General features: G+C 60.2%; 21 protein-coding genes. 2 read left to right on the forward strand and 19 right to left on the reverse strand.

The annotated features are described in order from the left end of the window. Positions 1-13: 13 nt before the first annotated feature. The 9 genes from plsY to lepA all read right to left on the reverse strand — a co-directional run bounded on the left by plsY (position 14) and on the right by lepA (position 9,508). A complete protein-coding gene (gene plsY, locus GDA65_13440; protein ID MBA5863693.1) occupies positions 14-616 on the reverse strand; it encodes a glycerol-3-phosphate 1-O-acyltransferase PlsY in 603 nt (200 codons plus the stop codon). Positions 617-645: 29 nt separating this feature from the next. Then, on the reverse strand, positions 646-1,260 hold the full coding sequence (gene pgsA, locus GDA65_13445; GenBank protein MBA5863694.1) for a CDP-diacylglycerol--glycerol-3-phosphate 3-phosphatidyltransferase: 615 nt from the start codon (positions 1,258-1,260) through the stop codon (positions 646-648). Positions 1,261-1,293: 33 nt separating this feature from the next. Beyond that, positions 1,294-2,274: a KpsF/GutQ family sugar-phosphate isomerase gene (locus GDA65_13450; GenBank protein ID MBA5863695.1), complete on the reverse strand. Its 981-nt coding sequence runs from the start codon at positions 2,272-2,274 to the stop codon at positions 1,294-1,296. 23 nt (positions 2,275-2,297) lie between these two features. Continuing rightward, positions 2,298-3,131 (reverse strand): 3-deoxy-8-phosphooctulonate synthase, encoded by an 834-nt coding sequence (gene kdsA, locus GDA65_13455; GenBank protein MBA5863696.1) that lies wholly within the window; start codon positions 3,129-3,131, stop codon positions 2,298-2,300. A gap of 350 nt (positions 3,132-3,481) precedes the next feature. After that, a complete protein-coding gene (locus tag GDA65_13460) occupies positions 3,482-5,083 on the reverse strand; it encodes a CTP synthase (protein ID MBA5863697.1) in 1,602 nt (533 codons plus the stop codon). Between the two features lie 31 nt (positions 5,084-5,114). Beyond that, a complete protein-coding gene (gene kdsB, locus GDA65_13465) occupies positions 5,115-5,906 on the reverse strand; it encodes a 3-deoxy-manno-octulosonate cytidylyltransferase (protein ID MBA5863698.1) in 792 nt (263 codons plus the stop codon). Then, on the reverse strand, positions 5,887-6,951 hold the full coding sequence (gene rfaE1 / locus GDA65_13470) for a D-glycero-beta-D-manno-heptose-7-phosphate kinase (protein ID MBA5863699.1): 1,065 nt from the start codon (positions 6,949-6,951) through the stop codon (positions 5,887-5,889). The genes kdsB and rfaE1 overlap by 20 nt, the downstream gene beginning before the upstream one ends. Further along, positions 6,921-7,700, reverse strand: a complete 780-nt coding sequence (gene lepB / locus GDA65_13475) for a signal peptidase I (protein ID MBA5863700.1) — start codon at positions 7,698-7,700, stop codon at positions 6,921-6,923. Before lepB ends, rfaE1 begins: the two co-directional genes overlap by 31 nt. Then, a complete protein-coding gene (gene lepA, locus GDA65_13480; protein MBA5863701.1) occupies positions 7,697-9,508 on the reverse strand; it encodes an elongation factor 4 in 1,812 nt (603 codons plus the stop codon). The genes lepB and lepA overlap by 4 nt, the downstream gene beginning before the upstream one ends. Positions 9,509-9,651: 143 nt before the next feature. Here lepA and bioA point away from each other — a divergent pair, with 143 nt between their 5' ends. Next, on the forward strand, positions 9,652-11,034 hold the full coding sequence (gene bioA / locus GDA65_13485) for an adenosylmethionine--8-amino-7-oxononanoate transaminase (protein MBA5863702.1): 1,383 nt from the start codon (positions 9,652-9,654) through the stop codon (positions 11,032-11,034). Between the two features lie 175 nt (positions 11,035-11,209). Then, complete coding sequence (locus tag GDA65_13490; protein ID MBA5863703.1) at positions 11,210-12,436, forward strand: hypothetical protein; 1,227 nt, start codon at positions 11,210-11,212, stop codon at positions 12,434-12,436. A gap of 36 nt (positions 12,437-12,472) precedes the next feature. On the opposite strand, the gene GDA65_13495 is transcribed toward GDA65_13490, so the two are convergent. From GDA65_13495 to GDA65_13540, 10 genes are all read right to left on the reverse strand, one after another. Continuing rightward, a complete protein-coding gene (locus tag GDA65_13495) occupies positions 12,473-13,621 on the reverse strand; it encodes an efflux RND transporter periplasmic adaptor subunit (protein MBA5863704.1) in 1,149 nt (382 codons plus the stop codon). Positions 13,622-13,972: 351 nt separating this feature from the next. Beyond that, entirely contained in the window at positions 13,973-14,773 is an 801-nt protein-coding gene (locus tag GDA65_13500) for a hypothetical protein (GenBank protein MBA5863705.1), read from the reverse strand. A 79-nt stretch (positions 14,774-14,852) separates the two neighbouring features. Next, positions 14,853-15,329 (reverse strand): transcription elongation factor GreA, encoded by a 477-nt coding sequence (gene greA / locus GDA65_13505; protein ID MBA5863706.1) that lies wholly within the window; start codon positions 15,327-15,329, stop codon positions 14,853-14,855. 143 nt (positions 15,330-15,472) lie between these two features. Next, complete coding sequence (gene carB, locus GDA65_13510) at positions 15,473-18,742, reverse strand: carbamoyl-phosphate synthase large subunit (GenBank protein MBA5863707.1); 3,270 nt, start codon at positions 18,740-18,742, stop codon at positions 15,473-15,475. A 22-nt stretch (positions 18,743-18,764) separates the two neighbouring features. Then, positions 18,765-19,754, reverse strand: coding sequence for a M48 family metalloprotease (locus tag GDA65_13515; GenBank protein ID MBA5863708.1), 990 nt, complete (start codon positions 19,752-19,754; stop codon positions 18,765-18,767). A gap of 41 nt (positions 19,755-19,795) precedes the next feature. Further along, on the reverse strand, positions 19,796-20,950 hold the full coding sequence (sppA, locus tag GDA65_13520; protein MBA5863709.1) for a signal peptide peptidase SppA: 1,155 nt from the start codon (positions 20,948-20,950) through the stop codon (positions 19,796-19,798). Then, positions 20,943-22,127 (reverse strand): glutamine-hydrolyzing carbamoyl-phosphate synthase small subunit, encoded by a 1,185-nt coding sequence (carA, locus tag GDA65_13525; protein MBA5863710.1) that lies wholly within the window; start codon positions 22,125-22,127, stop codon positions 20,943-20,945. The genes sppA and carA overlap by 8 nt, the downstream gene beginning before the upstream one ends. 2 nt (positions 22,128-22,129) lie before the next feature. Continuing rightward, positions 22,130-22,639, reverse strand: coding sequence for a DUF4149 domain-containing protein (locus GDA65_13530; protein ID MBA5863711.1), 510 nt, complete (start codon positions 22,637-22,639; stop codon positions 22,130-22,132). Between the two features lie 12 nt (positions 22,640-22,651). After that, positions 22,652-23,944, reverse strand: a complete 1,293-nt coding sequence (locus GDA65_13535) for an amidohydrolase family protein (GenBank protein MBA5863712.1) — start codon at positions 23,942-23,944, stop codon at positions 22,652-22,654. A gap of 108 nt (positions 23,945-24,052) precedes the next feature. Beyond that, on the reverse strand, positions 24,053-24,976 hold the full coding sequence (locus GDA65_13540; protein MBA5863713.1) for an aspartate carbamoyltransferase catalytic subunit: 924 nt from the start codon (positions 24,974-24,976) through the stop codon (positions 24,053-24,055). Between the last annotated feature and the right edge of the window lie 7 nt (positions 24,977-24,983).

The following is a 24,983-nucleotide window of genomic DNA, read 5'->3' on the forward strand; positions in this document are numbered from 1 at the left end:
AAGATATATTATGTTAACTTGTCTGTCCGATTCGAGATTCCGTGCCACTCCACAAACGAATCAAATTGTCCTTGTGTCTCATCCAGATCAAGAGACTCACGACACAGGCAAATCCGATAAACGTCCATGACCGATGGAAGAACAGCGCGACGACCGGAAACATCCCGAAGGCGAACAGCGCGCCTCCGGATGAATACTTCCACAGAAAGACGGCGCCGATCCACAGGGCCATCAGTGTCAGTCCGATCCAAGGGGCAACACCCAAGGCTGCGCCCAAGGCCGTGGCCACGCCTTTTCCGCCCTTGAACCCGAGAAAGACCGAGTGCAAATGGCCGATGATCGAAGCCAGGGCAACCCACAGAATGGCGGTTTCCCCATGCAGGACCATCGTCCCCACCCACCCTGCCAGCCAGCCTTTTCCGATGTCCCCGAGGAGTGTCAGGACACCCGCTTTTTTTCCGCTCACCCGCAGGACGTTGGTGAAGCCGACATTCTTGCTACCGGCGGTTCGCGGATCAACGGCGCCCAACAGTCGTGACACGACGACCCCGAACGGAACCGACCCGAGGAGATAGGCGAAGAGGATGAGGAGACCGATGAGCCAGAGACTGTCCATTACCGGGTGACTGCCGCCGGGTTGTCCACCTAGAGGCCTTTTGCTCCCACCTGACGCCAGAAGCTCCAGACATATTGTGCGCCCGATACATAGCCAAGGATCAGAGAGAGGTACAGGGTGACGATACCAGCCAGATGCAGGTTGCCGATGGTCTCCACGACGGTGCCCTCAAGCACCAGAAGGACGATAGCGATGACCTGCAACGCCATTTTGTATTTGCCGGTGACTTCGGCTGACATGATCAGTCCTTCGGACGCGGCGATCGCCCGCAATCCTGTCACGGCCACTTCCCGCGCGATGATCAGAATGGCCGCCAGCGCGCTGACGCGATCGACTTGCACCAGGAGAATTAAGGCAGACAACACCAGCAGCTTGTCGGCAATGGGATCCAGGAGGCGTCCAAGCTTCGTGATCTGGCCGGTTTTCCTGGCCACGTAGCCGTCCAGCAGATCCGTCACGGCAGCCACGACGAACACGATGGCCGCGCTCAAGGCACGGTCCGGCGTGGGATCGATGAGCAACATGACGAACACCGGAATCAACAGAATCCGGACAAGCGTCAGCACATTCGGCAGATTGACGTTACTTTCCCGCCCCGCCGACCGCATCAGGACTAGCCCAGCTTCTTTCCAGCTCTCTCCCATGGTCTCTTCCGCCTGTTATCCTTGAGGACTCTCCTATACAATGCCGTGTTTGAGCAGGTCATGCAAGTGCACCACCCCGGCCAGGCGATTCGGGGGTTCGATGACCACCAGCGCCGTGATGGAGAAACGCTCCATCAGCGCGACGGCGGTCGTGGCCAGTTCGTCCGGGCCGATGGTCTTCGGATGGCGGCTGGCCAGGTCACCGGCCGTGATGCGGCTGAAATCCCCCCCGGCTTGAATGAATCGCCGTAAGTCGCCATCGGTCACAATTCCGTACAGCGCCCCCTTCGCATTGACCACCGTCGTCAGACCGAGTTTCTTCGAGGTCATCTCCAGGATCGTATCCGCTCCCGACACGTCGGCGCGCACGCGCGGCAAATGGTCGCCGTGCTGCATGAGATCGCGCACCTTCACGAGCAGGCGCCGCCCGAGGCTGCCGCCGGGATGAAATTGCGCGAAATCGTCGTGTTTAAACCCGCGCTGTTGCAGCAAGGCTACGGCCAGGGCATCACCCATCGCGAGGGTGGCGGTCGTGCTGGCGGTCGGGGCCAGGCCCAGCGGGCAGGCTTCTTCATCGACGGACACATCCAGCGTGACATCGCTGTTTTTCGCGAGTGTCGAGGTCATCTTCCCCGTCATACCGACGACCGGCACATTCAGCCGCTTGACGAATGGCAGCAATTGGAGCACTTCCTGCGTCTCCCCGCTGTTGGAAATGGCGATGAGCACATCACGCCGCGCGAGCATGCCCAGGTCGCCATGGACTCCTTCAGCCGGATGTAAAAAGAAGGAGGGCGTGCCGGTGCTGGCTAGCGTCGCCGCGATTTTCTGGCCGATGAGGCCGGATTTGCCCATGCCCGAAATGACGACTTTTCCCTGGCACTCGTAGAGCAGCGTCACGGCCCGGGCGAATCGCTCATCCAGACGGGCCTTGAGATCGAGCACCGCGCGCGCCTCGATATCGAGTACGCGAATCCCCTCGCGCACGCTCGCATCGACTTTGGCGGAATGCACGGCGGATGGTCTGGTCTTGCCTGTTACCGGACCGGCTGTGTGGCGGCTGCGTCGCATATGCGTAGTACCCGTTCAAGGAGTGAGTGAAGCGCGTGAAGCGGGACCATGTTTGGTCCATCGGACAGGGCGGAATCGGGATCGGGGTGCACCTCCATGAAGAATCCGTCGCAGCCGGCTCCCGCCGCCGCGCAAGCGAGGGGTTCGACGAATTCACGCTGGCCGCTGGATTTTGTGCCGCCTCCACCCGGTAGTTGCACGCTATGGGTCGCGTCGAAGACCACTGGATACCCGAAGCGGCGCATGATCGGAAACGAGCGCATGTCGACGACCAGATTGTTGTAGCCGAACGAGGAGCCACGTTCCGTCAGGATAATCCGGCGGTTGCCGGCGTCTTCCACTTTCTTGATGGCGTTGCCCATTTCCGGCGGCGACAGGAACTGCCCCTTCTTGATGTTCACGACCTTGCCGGTGTTGGCCGCAGCAATCAGGAGGTCGGTCTGACGACAAAGAAACGCGGGAATCTGGAGAATATCCACCACGCGGCCGGCCTCTGTGGCCTGCTCCTCCGAATGGACATCGGTCAGAATCGGCACGCCGATCTGGTGCTTGACCTTCGCAAGGACGGCCAAACCCTTCTCCAGCCCTGGTCCGCGAAAAGACGAGATGGAGGTGCGATTGGCCTTATCGAAGGATGATTTAAATACGTAGGGCATGCCGAGCGTCTTGGTGATTTCCGCGATGCGTCCCGCCGTGTCCATGGCGAGTTGCTCGCTTTCAATCACGCACGGTCCGGCGATCAAAAACGGCCGATGCCCCGCCCCGATCTTAAACTGTCCTAAATTCACTTCGTGCGCCATAGTCTCCTAGCAGAATGCGGAAAAAGCCCGCCAGCTGCGTTCTCGCATCGCTCAGCGGCTCACCGTACCGCACGGGTACGATTCGCCGTTTCGCTCGCTGCGGCCTTGCTGGACGGCCATTTTACGCATCCTGCGCGTTAGGTTGCTACCAACCCGCTACCTAGGCTGTTCTCGCCGTAGGGTAGTGAATCAAGCGTTTCTCAAGCCTGTTGAGTGTCCGCTGTTCCCGAGATGCTCAAACTGATCTTTCAGCAAGGCCGCAGACGAGACAGAACCGCAGTCGTAGCGGAGCTACGTCGAAGATTGTGTCGGGTCGAGAACGCCGCAGAAAGGCAGTTTCAGCATCCCATTTAGTGGCCGCATTTGCGGCGTAGTGCCGCCCCGACAAACCCGCTGAACAAGGGATGCGGATGATGCGGCCGTGACTTGTATTCCGGATGAAACTGCGTCGCCAGGAACCAGGGATGGTTCTGCAGTTCAACGATTTCGACCAACCGGCCGTCAGGCGATAGGCCGCTCAGAATCAGTCCTTTCGCCGTCAATAGCTCGCGATAGGCGTTGTTGAATTCATACCGATGGCGATGCCGTTCGCGCACTTCGCTGAGGCCGTACATTTTTTGCGCCAGGGTGCCTTCTCCCAATGTGCAGGCATACGCGCCGAGGCGCATCGTGCCGCCCTTGTCGTTGACGGATTGCTGATCGGACATGAGATGGATGACCGGGTGCGGCGACTGCGCATCGAACTCCGCACTGTTCGCGCCGGTGAGCCCGGCGACATTGCGCGCAAACTCGATCGTGGCGCATTGCATACCCAGACAGAGGCCGAGAAACGGAATTTGATGTTCTCGCGCATACTGAATTGTGACGATCTTTCCCTCAATGCCTCGCGATCCGAATCCTCCCGGGATGAGGATGCCATCGGCCTCACGCAGAATACGCTCGGTCCCCTGCCGTTCCACGTCTTCGGACTCGATCCAGGTCACGTTGACCCGGGTTTCATGGTCGATTCCGCCATGCACCAGGGCTTCCGCCAGGCTCTTGTAACATTCCTTCAGCCCGGCATATTTACCAACCAGCGCGATGGACACTTCGTGCTTGGGATGCTTGATCTTCTGCACCATCGCGTCCCACTCGCGCAGGTTGGGCGGACCGGTCTCCAACTTGAGCTGGCGGACGATGAGTTCATCCAGCCCTTCCTTGCGAAAGACGATGGGAACTTCGTAAATGGTCTCGACGTCTTTGGCGGTGATCACCGCATCCTTCTCCACGTTGCAGAACATGGCAATCTTGGCCTTGAGCTCCGGCGGAAGGTAGCGATCAGTGCGGCACAAGAGAATGTTCGGCTGAATACCGATTTCGCGCAGCTTGTTGACGGAATGCTGGGTCGGTTTGGTCTTGAGCTCACCGGCGGCGCCGATATACGGCACCAGCGTCAGATGCACGTAGAGGACGTTGTCGCGGCCCACATCGTAGGGAATCTGCCGGATGGCTTCCAGAAACGGCAGGCTTTCGATGTCGCCGACCGTGCCGCCGATCTCGACGATCGTGACGTCCATGCCTTGTGAGATCCGCATGATGCACTGCTTGATCTCATCGGTGACATGCGGCACGACCTGTACCGTTCCGCCGAGATAATCCCCGCGCCGCTCCTTCGAAATCACGGAATGGTAAATGCGGCCGGTCGTGTAGTTGTTCTCGCGCGTCAGCGTGAGAGAAGTGTAGCGTTCGTAATGCCCCAGATCGAGATCGGTCTCGGCCCCGTCTTCCGTGACGTAGACTTCGCCATGCTGGTACGGATTCATGGTGCCTGGGTCGACGTTGATGTACGGATCGAGCTTCAGAAAGGTGATCTTCAACCCGCGGCTTTCCAGAAGATTGCCGATGGACGCGGAAGCGAGTCCTTTTCCGAGCGACGAGACGACCCCCCCGGTCACAAAGATCAACTTGCTCATCGTGACACCTTTTTGTGAATGCGGCTTGTGGTCATGGTTGAGTTCTCCCCGGTCCGTTCGTATGGGCGCGAAGTTGTGCCAAGGCTACGGGCACGTCCTCGGGGCTATCGATACGCAAAGACCTCTGCGCGGTTTCCCAGACGCGAATCCGGATCCCGTTCTCCAGTGCGCGTAGCTGTTCGAGTTTTTCCGACTCTTCCAGGATCCCGGTCGGTAACGCCGCCAGGCGCGCGAGGGTCTCGCGCGTATAGATATACAGACCCAGATGAATGAAGTGTAATCCCGGCACGGCCGACCGTTTTGGATCGTCCCGAACCAGCGGGATTGGTGCTCGAGAAAAATACAGGGCATTACCCTCCCGGTCGGTCGTGACCTTGACCACTCCGGGATTCTGCAAGTCCTGGTCGGAGTCGATCCGCCGTTTGAGGGTGCCCATTGGCGCGTCGCTACCCAGGAACGGTTCGACCAGGTCCGTGATCAGATCGGGATGGAGTAGAACTTCATCCCCCTGCAGGTCCACGTAACAATCGCCGCCACGGGTGCCGGCGACGGCCGCCACGCGGTCGGTGCCGGTGCGATAGGGTTCGGTCATCATGAGGACCTGGCCTCCGAATCCCTCGACTGCCCTCTTGATACGGTCGTCGTCCGTGGCAACCACCACATCATCCACCACGCGGCAGGCCTTCGCCTGCTCATACACATGTTGGATCATCGGCTTGCCCATCAGTTCGACGAGGGGCTTGCCCGGAAACCGCGAAGATCCGTACCGGGCTGGAATGACCACCGTAACCGAGCGTTTCACCTCAGCTTTGCCCCAAGGCATCCGTCAATTGAGCGGCGGTGACCGTGGCGGTGCCGATCATGCCGACCACAACCCCGGCCGCTTGATTGGCCAGCACGGCCGCCTCGCGCATGCTGGCTCCGGTCGAGAGCGCCAGCGCCAGGGTGCCGACTACCGTGTCGCCGGCTCCTGTGACGTCATAGACCTGCCTGGCTCGCGTGGGGATATGCCAGTGGTCGCCATGGCCCTGGTAGACACTCATCCCCCGCTCGCCTCTGGTCACCAGCACGGTCTGGCACCCCAGTCGCTGGCGAAGGATCATGCCGGCTTTATTGATCGTCTTGTCGTCCTCCCCTTGCACGCCGGCCGCTTGGGTGGCTTCGAGATGGTTGGGGGTGACGACGGTCACGCCCTTGTAATAGCTGAAATGTTCCACCTTGGGATCGACGACAATGGGGATCTTGCGCTGTCCTGCCAAACGAGTCAACTCCGTCATCAGTGACGCGGTGACCACGCCCTTGGCATAGTCGGAGACCACCAGGCAGGAGAGTTCCTTCAGGCGTGATTCGACGTATCGGAGGATACGACGCTGCAGGAGGCTGGAGAGTTCGTTGCGGCGCTCCACGTCGTAGCGGACGATTTGCTGGTTATGCGCGACGACGCGCGACTTCCTTGTGGTTGGCCGGCTCTGATCGATGATCACCCCGCCGCGCCCTTGACGCCGTCCGCCCAATTCTTTCAACAGCAGCCGCCCGCTTTCGTCCGCCCCGATGACCCCGCAGATGTCCGCCTGACCGCCCAGCGCCAGAATGTTGTTGAAGACGTTGGCCGCGCCGCCGAGCTTGAGTGATTCCGATTCGACGTGGACCACCGGCACGGGGGCCTCCGGAGAAATCCTGCTGACCCGTCCCCACACATAGTGATCCAGGATCAAGTCCCCGATGACCAGCACACTGGCCTGCGGGAAGCGCTGGATGTACGTGCTGAGGGCGGCCTGATCCACCGACGCATCCTCGCCCGCGTGTCCGTTCGACGGTCCGGCATGCCCGAATCGCCCTACTGGATGGCTTTTCCTAACCTTTCCCATCGTACCCATTCTGTCCACGATCCTTGGCCGCTCCACGACCAGTAAATGCGAAAGGCTTTGCCGCGCACCTTCTCCGTGCGCACATACCCCCAGAACCGACTGTCGAGACTGTGATCCCGGTTGTCTCCCATGACGAAGTACGCGTCTTCCGGCACCGTGACGGGGCCGAAGTTGTCCCGCGGACTGATGTGCCCGTCATGGACGGGCGGATCGGTGTGCTGAGTAAAGGCCTGATCCTCGAACGGCGTCCCGTTGATATGTACCACCTTGTTGCGCACGTGTATGGTGTCGCCCGGCAGTCCGATCACACGTTTGATGAAGTCCTTGTCTTCATCCTCGGGAAATCGAAACACGATGATGTCGCCACGCTGGATCGAACTGAACGGGATCACGGTCCGCGAGGAATAGCAGGTGACTGGTGGAAAGCCTGGCTGAATTTTGCAGTCGGTCGGCCACTGCAGCCCGTAGGATAACTTGCTGACCAGAATATGGTCACCGACCAGCAGCGTGGGAATCATCGAGCCGGAGGGAATCTTGAAGGCCTGGACCACGAAGACGCGGATCGCGAATGCGAGCAACATCGCAATGATGATGGCTTCCGCATACTCGCGCAGAATCGACTTGTGGGCCGGTTGGTCGGCCACGACGAGGCGTGGTTCGCTGGTCGTCTGTTCGGAGGGCGTGGGCGGCGTCGTCGGGCCGTTCGTCGCGGGAACCTCATCGGGACGAGCATTGGGATCGACGCTCATTCCTCGCCCACCTTCAAGATGGCCAGAAATGCTTCTTGCGGCACTTCCACGCGTCCCACCGCCTTCATGCGTTTTTTGCCTTCCTTCTGCTTCTCCCACAGTTTGCGCTTGCGGGAAATGTCGCCGCCGTAACACTTGGCCGTGACATTTTTCTTAATGGCGCCGATGGTCTCGCGGGCAATGATCTTGTTCCCGATGGCCGCTTGAATGGCGATTTCGAACATCTGTTTGGGAATGAGCTCTTTCATTTTTTCGGCGACCTGGCGCCCGCGCTGATAGGCCCGTTCTTTATGCGTGATGAACGAGAGCGCATCCACCGGCTCGCCGTTGAGTAGAATGTCCAGGCGCACGAGTTCGGATTCCCGATACCCAAGCAGTTCGTAATCGAGCGACGCATAGCCCTGGGTCTTGGATTTGAGCTTGTCGTAAAAATCCAGAATCACTTCATTGAGCGGCAATTCGTACGCGATGACGACGCGGGTTGGGTCCAAATAGTGGATGCTCCGCTGAATGCCGCGCCGTTCCTGGCACAGTTGCAACAACGTCCCGAGGTACCGTTCCGGTGCAATCAGTGTGGCCAGAATGAATGGTTCTTCGAATGAGGCGATTGAACTCGGCTCGGGCAATTCCGCCGGGTTATTTAGTTCCAGGACATCCCCTTTGGTGGTGAGGATCCGGTAGATGACGGTCGGCGCCGTCGTGATCAGGGTCAGCCCATATTCTCGCTCCAGCCGCTCCTGAATGATTTCCATATGGAGCAGGCCGAGGAACCCGCAACGGAATCCGAATCCGAGCGCCAGCGAGGTTTCCGGTTCGTAAATGAAGGACGAGTCGTTCAGCCGCAATTTCAGCAAGGCATCCCGCAGGTCTTCGTAGCGGGCGGTGTCCGTCGAGTAGAGGCCGCAAAAGACCAGCGGCTTCACTTCCTTGTAGCCCGGGAACGGCTGGTCGGTTGGGCGGGCGGCATCGGTCAGCGTATCGCCGATCTTGACGTCAGCCACTTCCTTCATGTTGGCGCAGAGATACCCGACCTCTCCCGTCAGGAGCTGCGTGCCCTTTGTTCGTTTCGGGGTGAATTGCCCGACTTCCGTCACTTCGAACAACCGGTCGTTCGACATGACCTTGATCTTCATACCCGGGCGCACGGACCCGTCGATGATGCGGGTCAACACGATCACTCCCTGGTAGTTGTCGAACCAGGAATCAAAAATGAGCGCCTTGAGCGGGCGAGCCGGATCGCCGGACGGAGGGGGAATGCGTTTGACGATGGCTTCGAGCACCTCCGGAACGCCGAGTCCCTCCTTCGCGCTCACGAGCATGGCATCGGTGGCATCCAATGTCAGCACGTCGGAAATCTGTTGCTTGGTGCCTTCGACGTCGGCGCTGGCGAGGTCGATCTTATTGATGACCGGGATGATGGTGTGATGGCTGCCCATGGCCAGGTTCACGTTGGCGATCGTCTGCGCCTGCACGCCCTGCGTGGCGTCAACCAGCAGGAGCGAGCCCTCGCAGGCCGCAAGGCTGCGCGACACTTCGTACGTGAAATCGACGTGCCCCGGCGTATCGATCAAATGCAGTAAATAGGTCTTCCCGTCCAGAGCCTTGTACCGGATGGCCACGGCGTGAGCTTTGATGGTGATACCACGCTCACGCTCCAGGTCCATCGCATCGAGGATCTGCTCTTTCGCTTCCCGGGCGGTGACTGCGCCAGTCGCGTCGAGGAGCCGGTCGGCGAGGGTCGATTTACCGTGATCGATATGGGCGATGATCGAGAAATTTCGGATGAGACTTTGCAAATCCTGGCTCATGTTCCCCAAAATCGGCTCATTATAGTGACCCCCTCCAACGTTGTCAAAGAAATCGCCTCCCGGTATAATCCGCGCGCGGCGCCGCGAGTCATGCATCAGACGCGCTCCTGCCGCGCAGTTGTTGTATCACGCCCCGTCATCCCATGACACGAACATCCACCCGTCTTCCGCTGGCCGCCTGGGATCACACGTATCTCTGGCACCCCTTCACGCAGATGCAGGAGTGGGAAGCCGAAACTCCGCTGATCATCGAGAAGGGCCAGGGCTCCTATCTTATCGATACGGAGGGTCGGAAGTATCTCGACGGCACCTCCTCAATCTGGGTCAACCTGCACGGGCATCGGCATCCGCATCTTGATCGCGCGCTCACGGCGCAGCTCCGACGGATCGCACACTCGACATTCCTGGGGCTCTCCAATCCTCCGGCCATTCGCCTGGCGAGGGAACTGATCCGGATTGCGCCGAAGGGCCTTCGCCGCGTGTTTTATTCCGACAACGGCTCGACGGCGGTCGAAGTGGCGCTCAAGATGGCGGTGCAATATTGGCAACAAATCCAGCCAACGGCGGGACCGAAGCAGTCCTTTGCCCATTTGAAGATGGCCTATCACGGCGACACGGTGGGCGCCGTGAGTGTGGGCAACATTGAACTCTTCCACGGGCGGTTCAAGCCACTCCTCTTTCCCACGCATCAGGTCGAGCCGCCCTACTGTTACCGTTGCCCGCTCGGCCTGACCTACCCGGCTTGTGGCATGGCCTGCATCGATCCGCTCGAGACTCTCCTGAAGACCCGGCATCGCGAATTGGCCGGGGTGATCCTTGAACCGTTGGTACAGGCGGCAGCCGGGATGATGGTGGCCCCGCCAGGGTACCTAGCACGTATACGCGAGATCTGCACTGCCTACAACGTACTGCTCATCGTCGACGAAGTGGCGACCGGATTCGGACGGACCGGGAAGATGTTCGCCTGTCAGCACGAGGGGGTGACTCCGGATCTGATGGCGATTAGCAAGGGGTTGACCGGCGGGTATATGCCGCTCGCCGCGACACTGGCGACGGAAGACATCTATCGCGCCTTCCTGGGACGGTATGAGGAATGGAAGACGTTCTTTCACGGCCATAGCTACACCGGAAATCCCTTAGGCTGCGCAGTCGCCCTGGCCAATCTCGACATCTTCCGGCGCGAACAGACCCTCGCGCAGGTGCGGAAGAAGTCTCGCCTGCTGGCCCGGCTCCTAAAGCCCATAGCCGATGTGATGCATGTGGGCGACATTCGCCAATGCGGGTTCATGGTCGGTATTGAATTGGTGCAAGATCGTGAGACGAAAACTCCCTATCCGCTCGAAGATCGCATCGGGCATCGTGTGGCGCAGGCGTGCCGGCTCCGCGGATTGTTGCTGCGGCCGCTCGGCAACGTCATGACGCTCGTCCCTCCCCTTTCCATCTCGCCTCGTGAGCTCACCAAGATGGTGGCAATTTTGCACAGGGCGATTCGCGAGACGACCGAGAGTTTTCCCACCTCCACGTAGAACTGCTTGTCCTTACCGCTGATTTCCGTTCATGGGCCGCGTCCTGCACGTGTTCACGCTGGAACAGTGCGCCGACGTTTTTTGTGCAGGGCCAAGATCGCGCCGGAAGCTGAAATTCGAGTGCTAGACTTGATTTCATGCTGTGTTACGCGATAGCTCCGGCGAGCCGCCTGTCATGATATCCGGTCGGATGGTCTGGGCGCTGCTCCTGGTTCTGACCCTCCCGTTGACGGTGCTCGCTGCAGACCCACACGAGTCGGACCTGCTGCTGCAACGCATCCAATTCAGCGACACCGCGCGCGAATCGGGTAGCGCCGCCATTCCTTTTTCGATCGCCTCTCCGGTCTTGCATACGTCTTTTCAGGCGACGTCGTTTGCGCCGCCGTCGACGTCCACCCGGTTGAAGGATCTGGTTCCTGATTCCGAACGGCCTCAAACAAAGGGCGTTGGCGCCAGTTCCACCTGGATCAAGGGGCAGCTGACGGCAGAAGGAGAAGTGGCGAACAACGCGACGAATGATGCCGGCCTCACCTCACGCATCGATCAACGCGATGATGGCGCCAAACGCATGGTCCGCATGGCGCTGACCGGCACCAACGGTACGGTACGATACGGCATCAATTATCGATCGGCGGGCAAAGCCTTCTTCAACTCGCCGGATCAGACCGTTCGGGAAATGTGGGCTGAATGGGGGCTGGGAATTGCCAAGCTGCGCAGTTCCTCTGGCCAGACCTGGAACAATGTGGATCTGGAGCCGAACCGGCCGCGCATTCAACAGAACGTCAACCGTATCGGCATCGCGTTGGCGAAGCCGGCTTGGCCTGAGCTCAGCCTGACCTATGCTCGGAGCGCCCTGGCGAGCAGTTTCATTCCTGCAGGAATGACCCCTCAGCGTAGTCAGAGTAACAGCATGGAAGCGGCTTTGACCTATACGGGCCTGACCTGGAATGCCAGGCTCTCATCGAGTTATATCCTGACGAATGATGAAATGCGGGGGGGCGCCCAATCCACCGCCTTCGCCCAGACCCTAGTCGCGGCCTATCGTCCGCTCAATACCCTGACCCTTGCTCCGACGCTCAGCTACCGTTCGGAAACGCAGAGCTGGTCCGGCGCGAAGATTCAGACGCCGATGGCGTCCGTGTCCCTGCTGTACAAACAAAGCCAGCGATTACTGGTGAGCGCGATAGGCGGATACACCAGCACGAAGTCGAGCGACGGGTTGATTGAAACGGAGAGTATTGTGGGCCGGGGGATGTTTGCGTTCCATCTCAATCCGATTTACGGACACCCGACCACCCTTTCACTGGAAGCTTCGTATACCAACACGACAAATCGGGCAGTGGCGGGAGTGGATACCGAAGATTTGTCGGGCTTGGTGCGGATTCTCGTCGCGGCGTTATAGGAGAGGCAGGGCTTCCTCGTCAGCCTCTTGTTCGTCCTAGGCCCCACCGGCTGAGGTGTCGCTGGCAGCGAGGTGGTTGAGAGATGCTGGGCTGAGGACGATGCGTTCTCCCGTCGTGACTCCCTCCCGAATCGTCACCTGATTGTCCGTCACGCTGTCGATGGTCACGGGGCGTTCCTCAAATCGGCCTGGTTCGAGTTCCACTACAATCCATTGCCTCCCGGATCGTTCCAACACCGCCTGTTTGGGAATCACAATCTTCGGGCGCATGGTGTGGCCTGCCACCGTGAGTCGGGCAAACATTTCCGGCTTCAACCGGCGATCCTGATTTGAGACGGTGGCGCGAATTTTGATCGTCCTGGTCGCCGGATCAACGACATCGCCGATGACGGCAATCTTTGCCGGAAATTCAACGGCCGGATAGGCTTCGACCGTCATGGCCGCGACCGCGCCGACCTGGATGCCAGAGAGGTCGTGCTCATACACATCCGCCACCACCTGGAGCCGATCCAGATTGGCTACGGTGAACAGCGGCTGGTCCGAAGCGGTCCCGACGATTTGCCCCGGTGTCACATTGCGTTCCACGACGGTGCCCGTCAATGGGCTCCGGAGCTCGAAACGCGACGTAATCTGCTGTTGCGCCAGCGGCTTGCTGAGTTCGGCGGACGGCACCCGCAGGGAGAGGAGTCGTTCCTTCGCCTGCTTGAATTCGGCTCGCTCGCGATTCAGGTCGTTTTCCGCATGTTCGAGATCCTTCAGAGCCATGGCTTGAGCGTCGTACAGATCCTTGGTCAGTTCATAGTTCCGTTCAGCCAGCCCCAACTCCGAAATTTCCTCGACATAGGCTGCGTAGGCGCGAGCGATATCAGCGGCGTCGATGACCATCAGGATGTCCCCGGCCTTGACCGCCTGGCCGAGTTTGACCCGCACGTCGAGCACCGGACCTTGAAGGGGTGAGGAAATTTTCGAGAATCCGTCCTCCGCATACGTCACTCTGGCCGACAGGGTCAAGCCTGGCTGCGACGTCGATGCATCGATGCGCATCGTCTGGATATCCGGTTGGCGGCCGGCGACGACTGAGGGCGGAACCTGTTTGGCGGCCGGCGCCGGGGGATCCGGCCTTGTGCAGGCCACCAGGGTCAGGCCGAGGAGAATGACAGACACATGTCGCAGAGATCGTTTCATGAAACCCGGTTTCCTCTTCTGTCATATCGGTCGATCTGTCGTTCGACCACAGTCCTGGCTCGTGGTGCCGGGTCCGCTCGATGCTGTCCTGCCGGCATAAATCCCTCATGACAGCTCATACCATTTTGCAGGGACGGTAAGGGCGGGACGCAGGACCATCGGGAATGGGGCGATTGGCATATGCTGGACCAAATATGCACGGAAAATCAGCCTATTCCGTGGTGGCCACGTCATGCATACCGGCCTGCGAGCGCACAATCTTATTAAAACACCGGCCACTTTCGACTGTCAATTCCAGGAGATCGGAATGGGTCGCAGAAGGAGCCTGACTGGGATTGAAGATGCCGTGGGTCAGCTGAGCTCGATTCGCGCGCCTCTGGCCACATGTAACCGGTCGGCCGCACGACCTTCCTTGAGGAACACCTCAACGTATCCGTTGCTGTTGATTAGAGCGTGGGGGGCATCGGTTGAACCTTCCCCGTAGGTATGCACCAGACGGTCGATCGTCAGGCCGCCGATGCGAATGTATGGGTCGGAGCGTTTGGTGACACCGCGGACTTCCCGGATGTGGTAGGCGGTGAGATTTGAAATCAGATTGCCGAACCGATCGATATAGACGATCTCTCCCGCCATGGCATGTTTGTCCCAGGCCGGTTCGGAAATCGGCAGACGTTCGTAATTGGGGACGAGTCGGCCGAACGAACCGATCGGTTGGCCTTTGGTCAACCAGGCGGCGGCGGGGGCGAAGAGATCGCGCCCGTCAAATGTGGCGCCTTCCGAGTCCAGCCGGTACTGCCGGTTTTCGAGGTGTCGTACTTCGACGCCCGTTTCTTCCTGATAGATGTGGGTGAACAGGCCGTTGTCCGGTCCGACAAACACGTAGCGCGAGGACGATACCAGCAGCGGCCGCCTGGCGGTGCCCACGCCGGGATCCACGACCGCGACATGGATGGTGCCATCCGGAAAATAGCGATAGCAGGATTTGAGCAGATACGCGGCATCCGCCACATCGTGCGGCGTGACGTGATGAGAGAGATCCACGATCTGCGCCTGAGGATTGATGTTGAGGATCACGCCCTTCACACTGGCCACGAAATAATCGCGGTCGCCGAAATCCGTCAACAGTGTGATCAGGGGAATGGTTACCGGCATGACATCAACCCGGCCCCGGCATGCGAACGAAATCTGGCGCGGAAGGAGCGCGAAAAAGGTGCGGGCGACACCATGACGTCTACAATTCCTCGAAACGGATTTCCATCACTTCGTATTCCACCACCTTGACGGGAGTCGTCACCTCTACCAGGTCCCCGACCCGCTTACCGATGAGTGCCCGGCCAACCGGGGATTGAACGGAAATGCGGGAAAACTTGAGGTCCGCTTCATCCTGCCCGACCAGGGTATATTGCTTCTTGGCCTGGGCTTCCTGTTCGATCAACACGACGGTGGCGCCGAACACCACGGTGTCGCTGGTGCGGCCGGCAATGTCGATGATCCGGCAGTCGGCCAGTTTCCCCTTCAACTCCGCCAGGCGCGCCTCGATAAACCCCTGCCGCTCTTTCGCGGCATCGTATTCGGCATTTTCGCTCAGATCGCCATGTGCGCGCGCTTCTGCAATCGCCTCGATGACGCGCGGACGTTCCACTTTATGGAGTCGGTCCAATTCGGCTTTCAGCGCTTCGTATCCCTTTTTCGTGATCGGTGTCGGCATATCTTCCCCCCGATGACCATTGAAACCGGCTTCCGGTCGCGCCTTTCGGTCGTCACACCGGTTACCTCGCGTTCAGGAAAGTCTTCGATATGTATGTCCTTCCTGGAACCTGTTGTCAATTGTCCCTCTGTCAGGACCTTCGCTCAATTCACCCGGTGATACTCCTGCAATGCTCGAATGGCAAGCCCCTTTTTCAGCAGCGCTTCGATCCCCATGACGGCGGCCAGGGCTCCCCGCATCGTGGTGTAGTACGGCACGCCTTTGTGCAAGGCCTCGCGTCGAATGGATAAGGAGTCGGTCTGCGCGGATGCCGTCCGCACGGTATTGACGACCAGGGCTACATCGCCATTCTTGATATGGTCCACAATGTGCGGCCGCCCTTCCTGCACCTTGTTGACTACATCCACCTGCATCCCCTGCTCGGTCAGATACGCAGCCGTTCCGGAGGTGGCGGTGATCCGGAATCCGAGCGCGACCAACCGTTGGGCGACGTCGCAGGCCCCGGCGCGGTCCTCGCTTTTCACGCTGAGAAATGCGGTGCCGGAGGTGGGCAGGATGGCGCCGGCGCCGGCTTGGGATTTGACGAATGCCCAGCCGAAATCGCTGTCGATGCCCATCACTTCCCCGGTGGACTTCATTTCCGGGCCGAGCAGGACGTCGACGCCGGCGAATTTCGTAAATGGGAACACGGCTTCCTTGACGGAAAGATGCGTCGGTGTGGGGGCCGTCATGAAATTCAATTGCTTCAACGATTTGCCGACCATGACCTTCATGGCCAGTTTGGCCAGCGGGACGCCGATGGCCTTGCTGACGAACGGCACTGTGCGCGATCCGCGCGGATTGACCTCCAGCACATAGATGGTCTGATCCTTCACGGCGAACTGCGCGTTCATCAGTCCGATCACGCCGAGTTCCAATGCCAGCGCGGTCATCTGACGGCGGATTTCTTCGATCGTCGCGGAGTCGAGCGTATAGGGCGGAAGGGAACAGGCCGAGTCCCCCGAGTGCACACCGGCTTCCTCGATGTGTTCCATGATGCCCGCCACGACCACAGTCGTGCCGTCGGAAATCGCGTCGGCATCGATTTCGATGGCATCGCGCAAATACTTATCGATCAGCACGGGGTGTTTCTCCGACGCCTTGACCGCCGTATTCATATAGTGGAGCAGTCCCGCCTCGTCGTAGACGATCTGCATCGACCGTCCACCAAGGACATACGACGGCCGCACCATCACGGGATAGGTAATGTCGGCGGCGATCTTCAAGGCTTCATCGACGGAATGGGCCATCCCGCTTTCCGCCTGACGCAAACCGAGTGTATCGAGGAGGTCGCGGAACCGCGCGCGGTCTTCCGCGCGGTCGATGGCATCCGGACTTGTGCCCAGAATAGTGACACCGGCGCGTGACAGGGAGAGCGCGAGTTTCAGGGGCGTCTGCCCGCCGAATTGGAGCACCACGCCCATCGGTTGTTCGCGCGCCACGATATTCAACACATCTTCCTCCGTCAGCGGCTCGAAGTAGAGGCGATCGGAGGTGTCATAGTCCGTGCTGACCGTTTCCGGATTGCAATTGACCATGATAGTTTCGATCTGTTCCTCGCGCAACGCCATGGCGGCGTGCACGCAGCAATAGTCGAACTCAATCCCCTGCCCGATCCGGTTTGGTCCGCCGCCCAGAATCACGACCTTTTTCCTGTCGGTCGGGCGCGCCTCGCACTCGCGCTCATAGGTGGAATAGAGGTATGGCGTATGGGCTTCAAACTCGGCGGCGCAGGTATCGACGCGCTTGTAGGTTACGCTGCGAGGGGTGCTGCCTTGTCCCAGGGCCAAGCGCCAACGTCGAACCGTACCTTGCGGAACTCCCAGCAATTGAGCCAGGCGTTCGTCGGCGAAGCCCAATTCTTTCGCTTCGACGAGGAGGTCCGGCCGGAGGCCAGGGTCGCCGAGCCTGCCGCGTTCTGCCACGAGGCGCGGCTCGAACTCGACGATTTCACGAATCTGATCCAGGAACCAGGGATCGATTTTGGTCAGGGCGAAGAGTTCCTGATTCGTCATGCCGAGACGCATGCCGTCGGCCAGGCGCCACAGCCGGTCTGGGAGCGGTGTGCGCACGGCCTTGCGAACCTGTTCCGCCGCCTCTTCGCGATCGAGCGTCGGCGGCACGCCGAGATCGAGGCCCATCTTCGAACTGAAGCCGAACTGATCGACTTCCATGGAACGGATCGCCTTCTGCAGCGATTCTTTAAACGTACGCCCGATCGCCATGACTTCCCCGACCGATTTCATCTGGGTGGTCAGCGTGGGATCGGCGCCGGGGAATTTCTGGAAGGCAAAGCGGGGAATTTTCACGACGACGTAATCGATGGTCGGTTCGAAGGACGCTTTCGTCACGCCGGTGATGTCGTTCGTGATTTCATCCAGGGTATACCCGACGGCCAGCTTGGCGGCAATTTTTGCGATGGGGAATCCCGTCGCTTTGGACGCCAGGGCTGAGCTTCGGGAGACGCGTGGATTCATTTCGATCACGACCATGTCTCCGTTCACCGGGTTCATGCCGAACTGAATATTGGCTCCGCCTGTATCGACGCCGATTTCGCGAATAATGCGCACGGCCGCATCGCGCAGCATCTGATATTCCTTATCGGTCAGCGTGAGTGCCGGCGCCACGGTGATGCTGTCGCCGGTGTGGACGCCCATCGGATCGAGATTCTCGATAGGGCAGATGATGACCACGTTGTCTTTCAGGTCGCGCATCACTTCGAGCTCGAACTCTTTCCAGCCGATGACGGACTGTTCGACGAGCACCTGGCGGACCGGGCTCATGGCCAGGCCCCATTCCACCTGTGTCCGGAATTCTTCAATGTTGTAGGCGATGTTGCCGCCGGTTCCGCCCATGGTGAATGATGGCCGTACAATCGCCGGGAACTGCACGCGCCGGACCACTTCTTCGGCTTCTTGGAGCGACGTGGCCACGCCGCTATCCGGTACGCGCAGGCCGATTTTCCACATCGCCTGCCGGAACGCGTCGCGATCCTCGGCCTTATGGATGGCTTCGATCGATGCCCCAATTAGCTGTACTCCGTATTTTTCCAGGACGCCCCGTTTGGCCAGCCCGATGGCGGTATTCAAGGCCGTCTGCCCGCCCATGGTCGGCAACAGCGCGTCCGGGCGTTCGCTTTCGATGACCTTTTCCACCACGTCGAGCGTGATCGGTTCAATGTAGGTCCGGTCGGCAAAATCCGGATCGGTCATGATTGTGGCCGGATTGCTGTTGATCAGGATGACGCGGTACCCCTCCTCCTTGAGCGCTTTGCACGCCTGGGTTCCCGAATAGTCGAATTCGCAGGCCTGCCCGATCACGATGGGGCCGGAGCCGATCAAGAGAATGGAGCGGATGTCTGTCCGTCGTGGCACAATTGACCTCGAATAAAAGAAGTTAGCCGGTTGGCAGAGGCGCCTCTGGCATGGGCCCCACCGGCGGCCGGTAGGGTTGGATCGGACCGGACGGGATTGCCGGGGCCTTTCCTGCGGGATGATAGTGTTTCATGGCGTCGGGGATCCAGGCCTCGATCTGGTTGATGCGGGTGACATCGGACGGATGCGTCGAGAGGAACTCCGGAATCGCCTGCTGCGAGCGGAAACAGAGCTTGTTGATCATGGCGCGCGGACAGCCGCTCATCCGTTCCCAGAACGCCACCGCTTCGCGCGGATCGTACCCCGCCTCGGCCATCAGGCGCAGGCCGACAAAATCCGCTTCCGATTCCTGGCGGCGGTCGAAGGGCAGGGAGACGCCGACGCCATAGACGGTCATCGCGGCCATGGCCGCATCCGGCCGTCCCACGGCGGCGCCGGCGCCCAAGGCGGCCAGTTGCCCAATTTGTTCGAGAATGCCGCGACTCATCCGTTCCGCCCCATGGCGCTGGAGCGCATGCGCCACTTCATGACCCATGACCGTCGCCAGTCCGTCTTCGTTCTTGGTTACCTTCAAAATTCCGGTGAATACCGCGACCTTGCCTCCTGGCAGCGCGAACGCGTTGATCGTGCGATCGTCCTGAATCACGGCGAATTCCCATTGGTATTCCGGTTTGTTCGCCGCCTTGGCGATGCGGTTGCCGACACGGTGCACCATCTCGTTGAGCTCCGGGTTGTCGCTCAAGGGCGCTTGCCTGAGCACCTCCCGAAAGGCCGAGAGGCCCATGGCCATTTCTTTTTCTTCCGACAGATAAATGAATTGGTCGCGCGCCGTGCCGGGCGCTCGTTGACAGCCGCCGAGCGATTGCAGCAAGCCCATCGTTGCGCCAATCCCCATGACGCTGGCCAACAGCGAAGCCGCGCGCGCCCCCAGCGCGAGCGCCGAGCGTCGCCCCATCGGCGTCTTGAGCAGCGTTTCGATTGAATGTTGGTCTGACGGATACATCACGTCTATTCCATTCAATCAGCACCGGGCGACGGAAGCAACTCACCGCCTCAAGGCATCCACAGATACATGAATTGCGGCGATCCGCCTCGCACGACCGACAGCAGATCCACGTTCGCCAGACTGGCAAGGCTGGGCGCCGGGGCAACCAGCCGCGAATACACATTGTTCTGATATTCGCCGGGCCGGCGATAGGTCACGACCTTCGCCTCCAGCAATCCGGCTTTTTTCTTGGCCAGCTCAATCGCATCGTCGAGGTATCCGATCTCGTCGACCAGCCCCGAGGATTTGGCCTGGTCGCCGGAATAAATCCGGCCGTCGGCCAGCTTCTTGATGGTTTCGCCGGTCAACCCCGGGCGTCCTTCCTGCACGACCTGGAGAAATCGCTGGTAAAAGCCATCGATCACGCCTTGGAAAATCGCGCGTTCTTCCGGCAGCATCGCCCGGAACGGGGAGCCCATATCTTTGCGTGGACCGGAGGTGACGGCATTGGTTTCCACGCCGACTTTCTCGAGCAATCCCCTGGCATTCACGGTCAGCATAATGACGCCGATGCTGCCGGTGACCGATGAGGGATGGGCCAGCACGGCATCGGCGGCGGCCGCAATGTAGTAGCCGCCGGAGGCGCCCACATCCATGATGGACGCGACGATCGGAATTTTCCGGCTGGTCTTGAAGTGTTTGAGTTCGTGATAAATGATGTCGGATGCCGTGACGGTCCCTCCCGGGCTATTGATCCGGAGCACGATCGCTTTGACGCGTTCGTCTTTGGCGGCACGTTCCAATTCTTCCTTCACGGTAGCCAGCATGCCTGGCGAGGAATAGAATCCGTCCTTGTTTTCTGAGCTGATCACGCCAGACACATCGATCATCAGGACCTTGTCCTTGCCGGTGCCGCTGACTTTGTGTTCTTCCAGGGCGCCGGGACCCGGCGGGAGATTGATCGTGACGCAGGCGGCTTGCATCAGCGCCAGGGCCAGCACCACAAGACCGGTCGAGAGCTGCCAGACGCCGGGAGCCTGACCGACGTTGCGCTTCGTAGCGAGGCGAAGGAGCTGCGGCCAGGTGCGAGGCCGCAGGCCGGAAAAAACCGGAAGTGTATTCGCAGAATTACATTGAGGATTTTTGAGGGCCGAGAACGACGCAGATGGTCGCAGGTCATTCGCCGCAGCAGAGCGGTCAATGTCGGACAGGCTCCTACGCATGGTGTGTCTCCATCAATGTGACAAATTGTTCAAATAGGTAGGCGGAATCATGTGGGCCAGGAGACGCTTCGGGATGGTATTGCACCGAAAAGACGGGGCGATCCAGGCAGCGCATGCCTTCGACCGATCCGTCGTTCAGGCTGGTGTGCGTCAATTGCACGCGCCCGAACGGCGTGTCCACGACGGGCAGGTCCTGTCCGGTGGCCGGTGTCCTACCGGGGAACCGCACGGCAAAGTTGTGATTCTGAGACGTGATTTCCACTTTTCTCGTGCGCAAATCGATGACCGGATGATTGGCGCCATGATGACCGAACTTCAGTTTGTAGGTGGAAAATCCCAGCGCGAGCCCCAGCAATTGGTGCCCCAGGCAGATGCCGAAAATCGGCACGCGGCCGATGAGCTCACGGAGCGCCGTCATGGCGTAGGGCACACCTTCCGGGTCACCGGGACCATTCGAGAGGAACAACCCTTGCGGCTTCAGGGCCAACACCTCCTTCGCCGGAGTCGAGGCCGGCACCACGGTGACCTCGCAGCCGACATCGACCAGCCGCCGGAGAATATTCTGTTTGACGCCGAAATCGTAGGCGACGACGCGCCAGGTTTTTTTTGTGGCCTGTGCGGCGCCCTGTTCCGGCATCGTGATCTTCGGCGCCCAATCACCCGTTCCTTCCGTCCAGGGATAAGGAAGTTCGCAGGTGACGGTCGCTGCCAGATCACGCCCGATGATGCTCGGCGCCTGCCGGGCTTTTTCCGCCACGCGGCGGGGGTCGAGATCGATGTGGGAAATGACTCCCGGTTGGGCGCCCCGTTCGCGCAAGTGCCTGGTGAGAGCTCTGGTATCGATGCCCTCTATCGCCACGATATTCGCCGCCTGCAGATACTCTTGCAGCGTCGCCTTGCCGCGCCAGTTACTCGCCAGACGGCTGGACTCCTTGACGACGAACCCTTCGGCCCAGATTTTCCTTGATTCGACGTCCTCCGGTGTGACGCCATAGTTGCCGATCTGTGGAGAGGTCATGGTGACGATTTGCCCGCGATACGAGGGATCGGTCAGCACTTCCTGATAGCCGGTCATGGCCGTGTTGAACACGACTTCACCGCCGGTCTCCCCTTCCGCGCCCAAAGCTCGTCCTTCGAACCAGGTTCCATCGGCGAGCGCAAGAATCGCTTTCTTCACGATCACTCCTTCACTCGGATCCAGGATCGCACGCGCAGGGTCACCAGCGCGATACCGAGCCCCACATTCAGGATATACAGCACCCGTACCGGTTTATGTAGCTGAAAGAACGCCTCGAAGGCGGCTTTCCTCGCCTCTTCGCCTTTGGAGGCAAAGGCCTGCGCTTGCAAGGCGGCCGCCTGAGGGTGCAGCACAAATGTGATCACACCGGCGGTGAGCAGCATCGCGCCGAGCAGCAACCATTCGGTTCTAGTGATGGCCTCATCCGCCAGTCCTTGTTGATACAGCCAGGCGCGCCAGAGGATGCCGGCGATCAGGATCGCCGCTGCGCCGAGCACCAGCCGATTGTACCCGTCGAACGCGCGAGTCAAAAAAAACCCGCCCGTATCCTGCCCGCCGAAAGTGTTGAACACGGCGGGAATCACGGCTGCCACGAGCACCAGAAGCCCGCCGATCCAGACGGCCAGGGCCAACATCTCGCAGGTGACACAGGCGATTAATCCTTGCCGCACAATCGTCTGTTCCTACGCCGGCCGCCCGGGGCGGTCGAGTTCGTAGACGACCCGCCCGGAGACGATCGTCGTGGTGACGCGCCCTTTGACCTTCCACCCGGCGAACGGCGTGTTCCGGCTCTTAGAACGGAACCGCGCCGGATCCACTTCCCACTCAAGCGTGGGATCGACGATAGCCACGTCGGCCGGAGCGCCGGCGGCCAGGGTGCCGGCGTTGAGGCTAAAGGCCTTTGCCGGCGCCGTCGCAAGCTTATCGACCGCCGATTCCAGCGTGAGCACGCCTTCTTCGACCAACGCCAGGGTCAGCGGCAAGGCCGTTTCCAGGCCCACGATGCCGAACGGGGCTTCGGTGAATTCCTGTTGTTTCTCCTGCGTCGCATGCGGCGCATGGTCGGTCGCAATCACGTCGATCGTGCCGTCGCGCAATCCCTCCTTGATCGCCTGCACATCCTGACTGGTCCTCAACGGAGGATTCATTTTGGCGTGCGTATTGTAGCCGCGCGTGGTTTCCTCCGTGAGGGTAAAGTGATGTGGACAGGCTTCCGCCGTGACCTTGAGGCCGCGCGCCTTGGCTTCGCGCACCATGCGGACCGAGCCGGCGGTGCTGATGTGCGCCAGATGCAGACGTGCTCCGGTCAGTTCGGCCAGGGAGACGTTGCGCGCCACCATCACATCCTCCGCGGCCGAAGGAATGCCCGGCAATCCGAGTTCGGTCGAGATCACCCCTTCATTCATGCATCCGCCTTCGGAGAGATGCAAATCCTCGCAGTGATCGACAACCGGCACGTCGAAGGCTCGCGCGTATTCCATGGCGCGTCGCATCACGAGACTGTTCATCACCGGCTTCCCATCGTCGGAAATCGCGACGCATCCGGCGCGACGCAGGTCGCCGATCTCGGCCAATTCCTTGCCTTCAGATCGTTTCGTGATGGCGCCGATCGGGTAGAGGTTGGCGTTGCCCGCCGCCTTCGCCCGTTCGAGCATGAATTCGGTGACTGCCTGGTTGTCGTTCACGGGATTGGTGTTGGGCATGGCGCAGACGGTGGTGAAGCCCCCCGCGACGGCCGCTTCCGTTCCCGACTGAATCGTTTCCTTGTACTCAAAGCCCGGTTCGCGGAAGTGCACATGGAGATCCACGAAGCCAGGGAGCACCAACTGTCCGGCGGCCTGAATCACTGTCGCGCCGGCCGGTGCGGCGAGGGTTTGCCCCACGGCTGAAATCTTCCCGTTTTCAATGAGAACATCCGCGACGCCGTTGACGCGTCCGGGATCGATGACGTGACCGCCCTTGATCAAGATCATAATGCGTTGCTCAGCTCCCCCGTTCAACCAGGTGAATCATGACATTCTTGTGCGAGTGACTCCGTGCCCGGCCATCATCCCAGGAAGACATGGCTCGCTCATTATCGCGTGCTAGGCATTGGCTCCCGACATGAGGTACAAAATCCCCATACGCACCGCCACGCCGTTGGCCACTTGATCGAGAATGACGGACGACAGACTGTCTGCCACGTCGGGCGCGATTTCGACGCCCCGGTTAATGGGACCGGGATGCATGACGATGGCGCCCGGTTCGGCGAGTTTCACCCGCTCGTTGGTCAGTCCATACTGCCGCGCATATTCGCGAATGGTCGGAAACAAGGCGCGACCCTGCCGCTCGAGTTGCAGTCGCAGCATCATGATGACATGCACACCACGCAGCGCTTCATCCAGGTTGTAGTACACCTGCGCGCCGAGTTGGTTGATGTGCAAGGGAATCATCGTCGGCGGCCCCACGACCCGCACCTCGGCTCCAAGTTTGGTGAGGGCGAAAATATTGGAGCGGGCGACGCGGCTGTGCGCGACGTCGCCGACAATTGCCACCTTGAGTCCGGCGAACCCCATGCCCCGGCTGCGGATGGTATAGAGGTCGAGCAAGGCCTGCGTCGGATGTTCGTGCCACCCGTCGCCGGCATTGATGACCGAAGACTTCACCCCCCGCGCCAGGGTCTCCGCCGCGCCTGCGGAAGAATGTCGCAACACAATGATATCCGCCTGCATGGCTTCAATATTCCGCGCGGTGTCCAGAAGCGTTTCGCCTTTGACCACGCTGCTGGACGAGGGCGAAAAGTTGATGACATCGGCGCTCAGCCGTTTGGCGGCCAACTCAAAGGACGTTCGGGTTCTTGTGCTCGGCTCGAAGAAGAGATTCACCACGGTCTTGCCCCGCAGGGCCGGCACCTTCTTGATTTCCCGGCCGGAGACTTCTTTGAAGGAATCCGCGGTGTCCAGGATCAAGGCGATGTCGGTAGCCGACAGGGTGCTCAGGCTGAGCAGGTCTTTTCGTTTGAGCCCCACGACAATG

Source organism: Nitrospira sp. CR1.1 (assembly GCA_014055465.1).
GTDB lineage: Bacteria > Nitrospirota > Nitrospiria > Nitrospirales > Nitrospiraceae > Nitrospira_A.

What these genes read in the sequence shown, in the direction of transcription:
- kdsB (MBA5863698.1), bottom strand. Translation starts at nt 5,906, where the DNA reads ATGCCTTGGGGCAAAGCTGAGGTGAAACGCTCGGTTACGGTGGTCATT.
- rfaE1 (MBA5863699.1), bottom strand. Translation starts at nt 6,951, where the DNA reads ATGGGAAAGGTTAGGAAAAGCCATCCAGTAGGGCGATTCGGGCATGCC.
- GDA65_13495 (MBA5863704.1), bottom strand. Translation starts at nt 13,621, where the DNA reads ATGAAACGATCTCTGCGACATGTGTCTGTCATTCTCCTCGGCCTGACC.
- GDA65_13490 (MBA5863703.1), top strand. Translation starts at nt 11,210, where the DNA reads ATGATATCCGGTCGGATGGTCTGGGCGCTGCTCCTGGTTCTGACCCTC.
- plsY (MBA5863693.1), bottom strand. Translation starts at nt 616, where the DNA reads ATGGACAGTCTCTGGCTCATCGGTCTCCTCATCCTCTTCGCCTATCTC.
- sppA (MBA5863709.1), bottom strand. Translation starts at nt 20,950, where the DNA reads ATGCGTAGGAGCCTGTCCGACATTGACCGCTCTGCTGCGGCGAATGAC.
- pgsA (MBA5863694.1), bottom strand. Translation starts at nt 1,260, where the DNA reads ATGGGAGAGAGCTGGAAAGAAGCTGGGCTAGTCCTGATGCGGTCGGCG.
- greA (MBA5863706.1), bottom strand. Translation starts at nt 15,329, where the DNA reads ATGCCGACACCGATCACGAAAAAGGGATACGAAGCGCTGAAAGCCGAA.
- GDA65_13460 (MBA5863697.1), bottom strand. Translation starts at nt 5,083, where the DNA reads ATGAGCAAGTTGATCTTTGTGACCGGGGGGGTCGTCTCGTCGCTCGGA.
- GDA65_13500 (MBA5863705.1), bottom strand. Translation starts at nt 14,773, where the DNA reads ATGCCGGTAACCATTCCCCTGATCACACTGTTGACGGATTTCGGCGAC.
- lepA (MBA5863701.1), bottom strand. Translation starts at nt 9,508, where the DNA reads ATGAGCCAGGATTTGCAAAGTCTCATCCGAAATTTCTCGATCATCGCC.
- kdsA (MBA5863696.1), bottom strand. Translation starts at nt 3,131, where the DNA reads ATGGCGCACGAAGTGAATTTAGGACAGTTTAAGATCGGGGCGGGGCAT.
- bioA (MBA5863702.1), top strand. Translation starts at nt 9,652, where the DNA reads ATGACACGAACATCCACCCGTCTTCCGCTGGCCGCCTGGGATCACACG.
- lepB (MBA5863700.1), bottom strand. Translation starts at nt 7,700, where the DNA reads ATGAGCGTCGATCCCAATGCTCGTCCCGATGAGGTTCCCGCGACGAAC.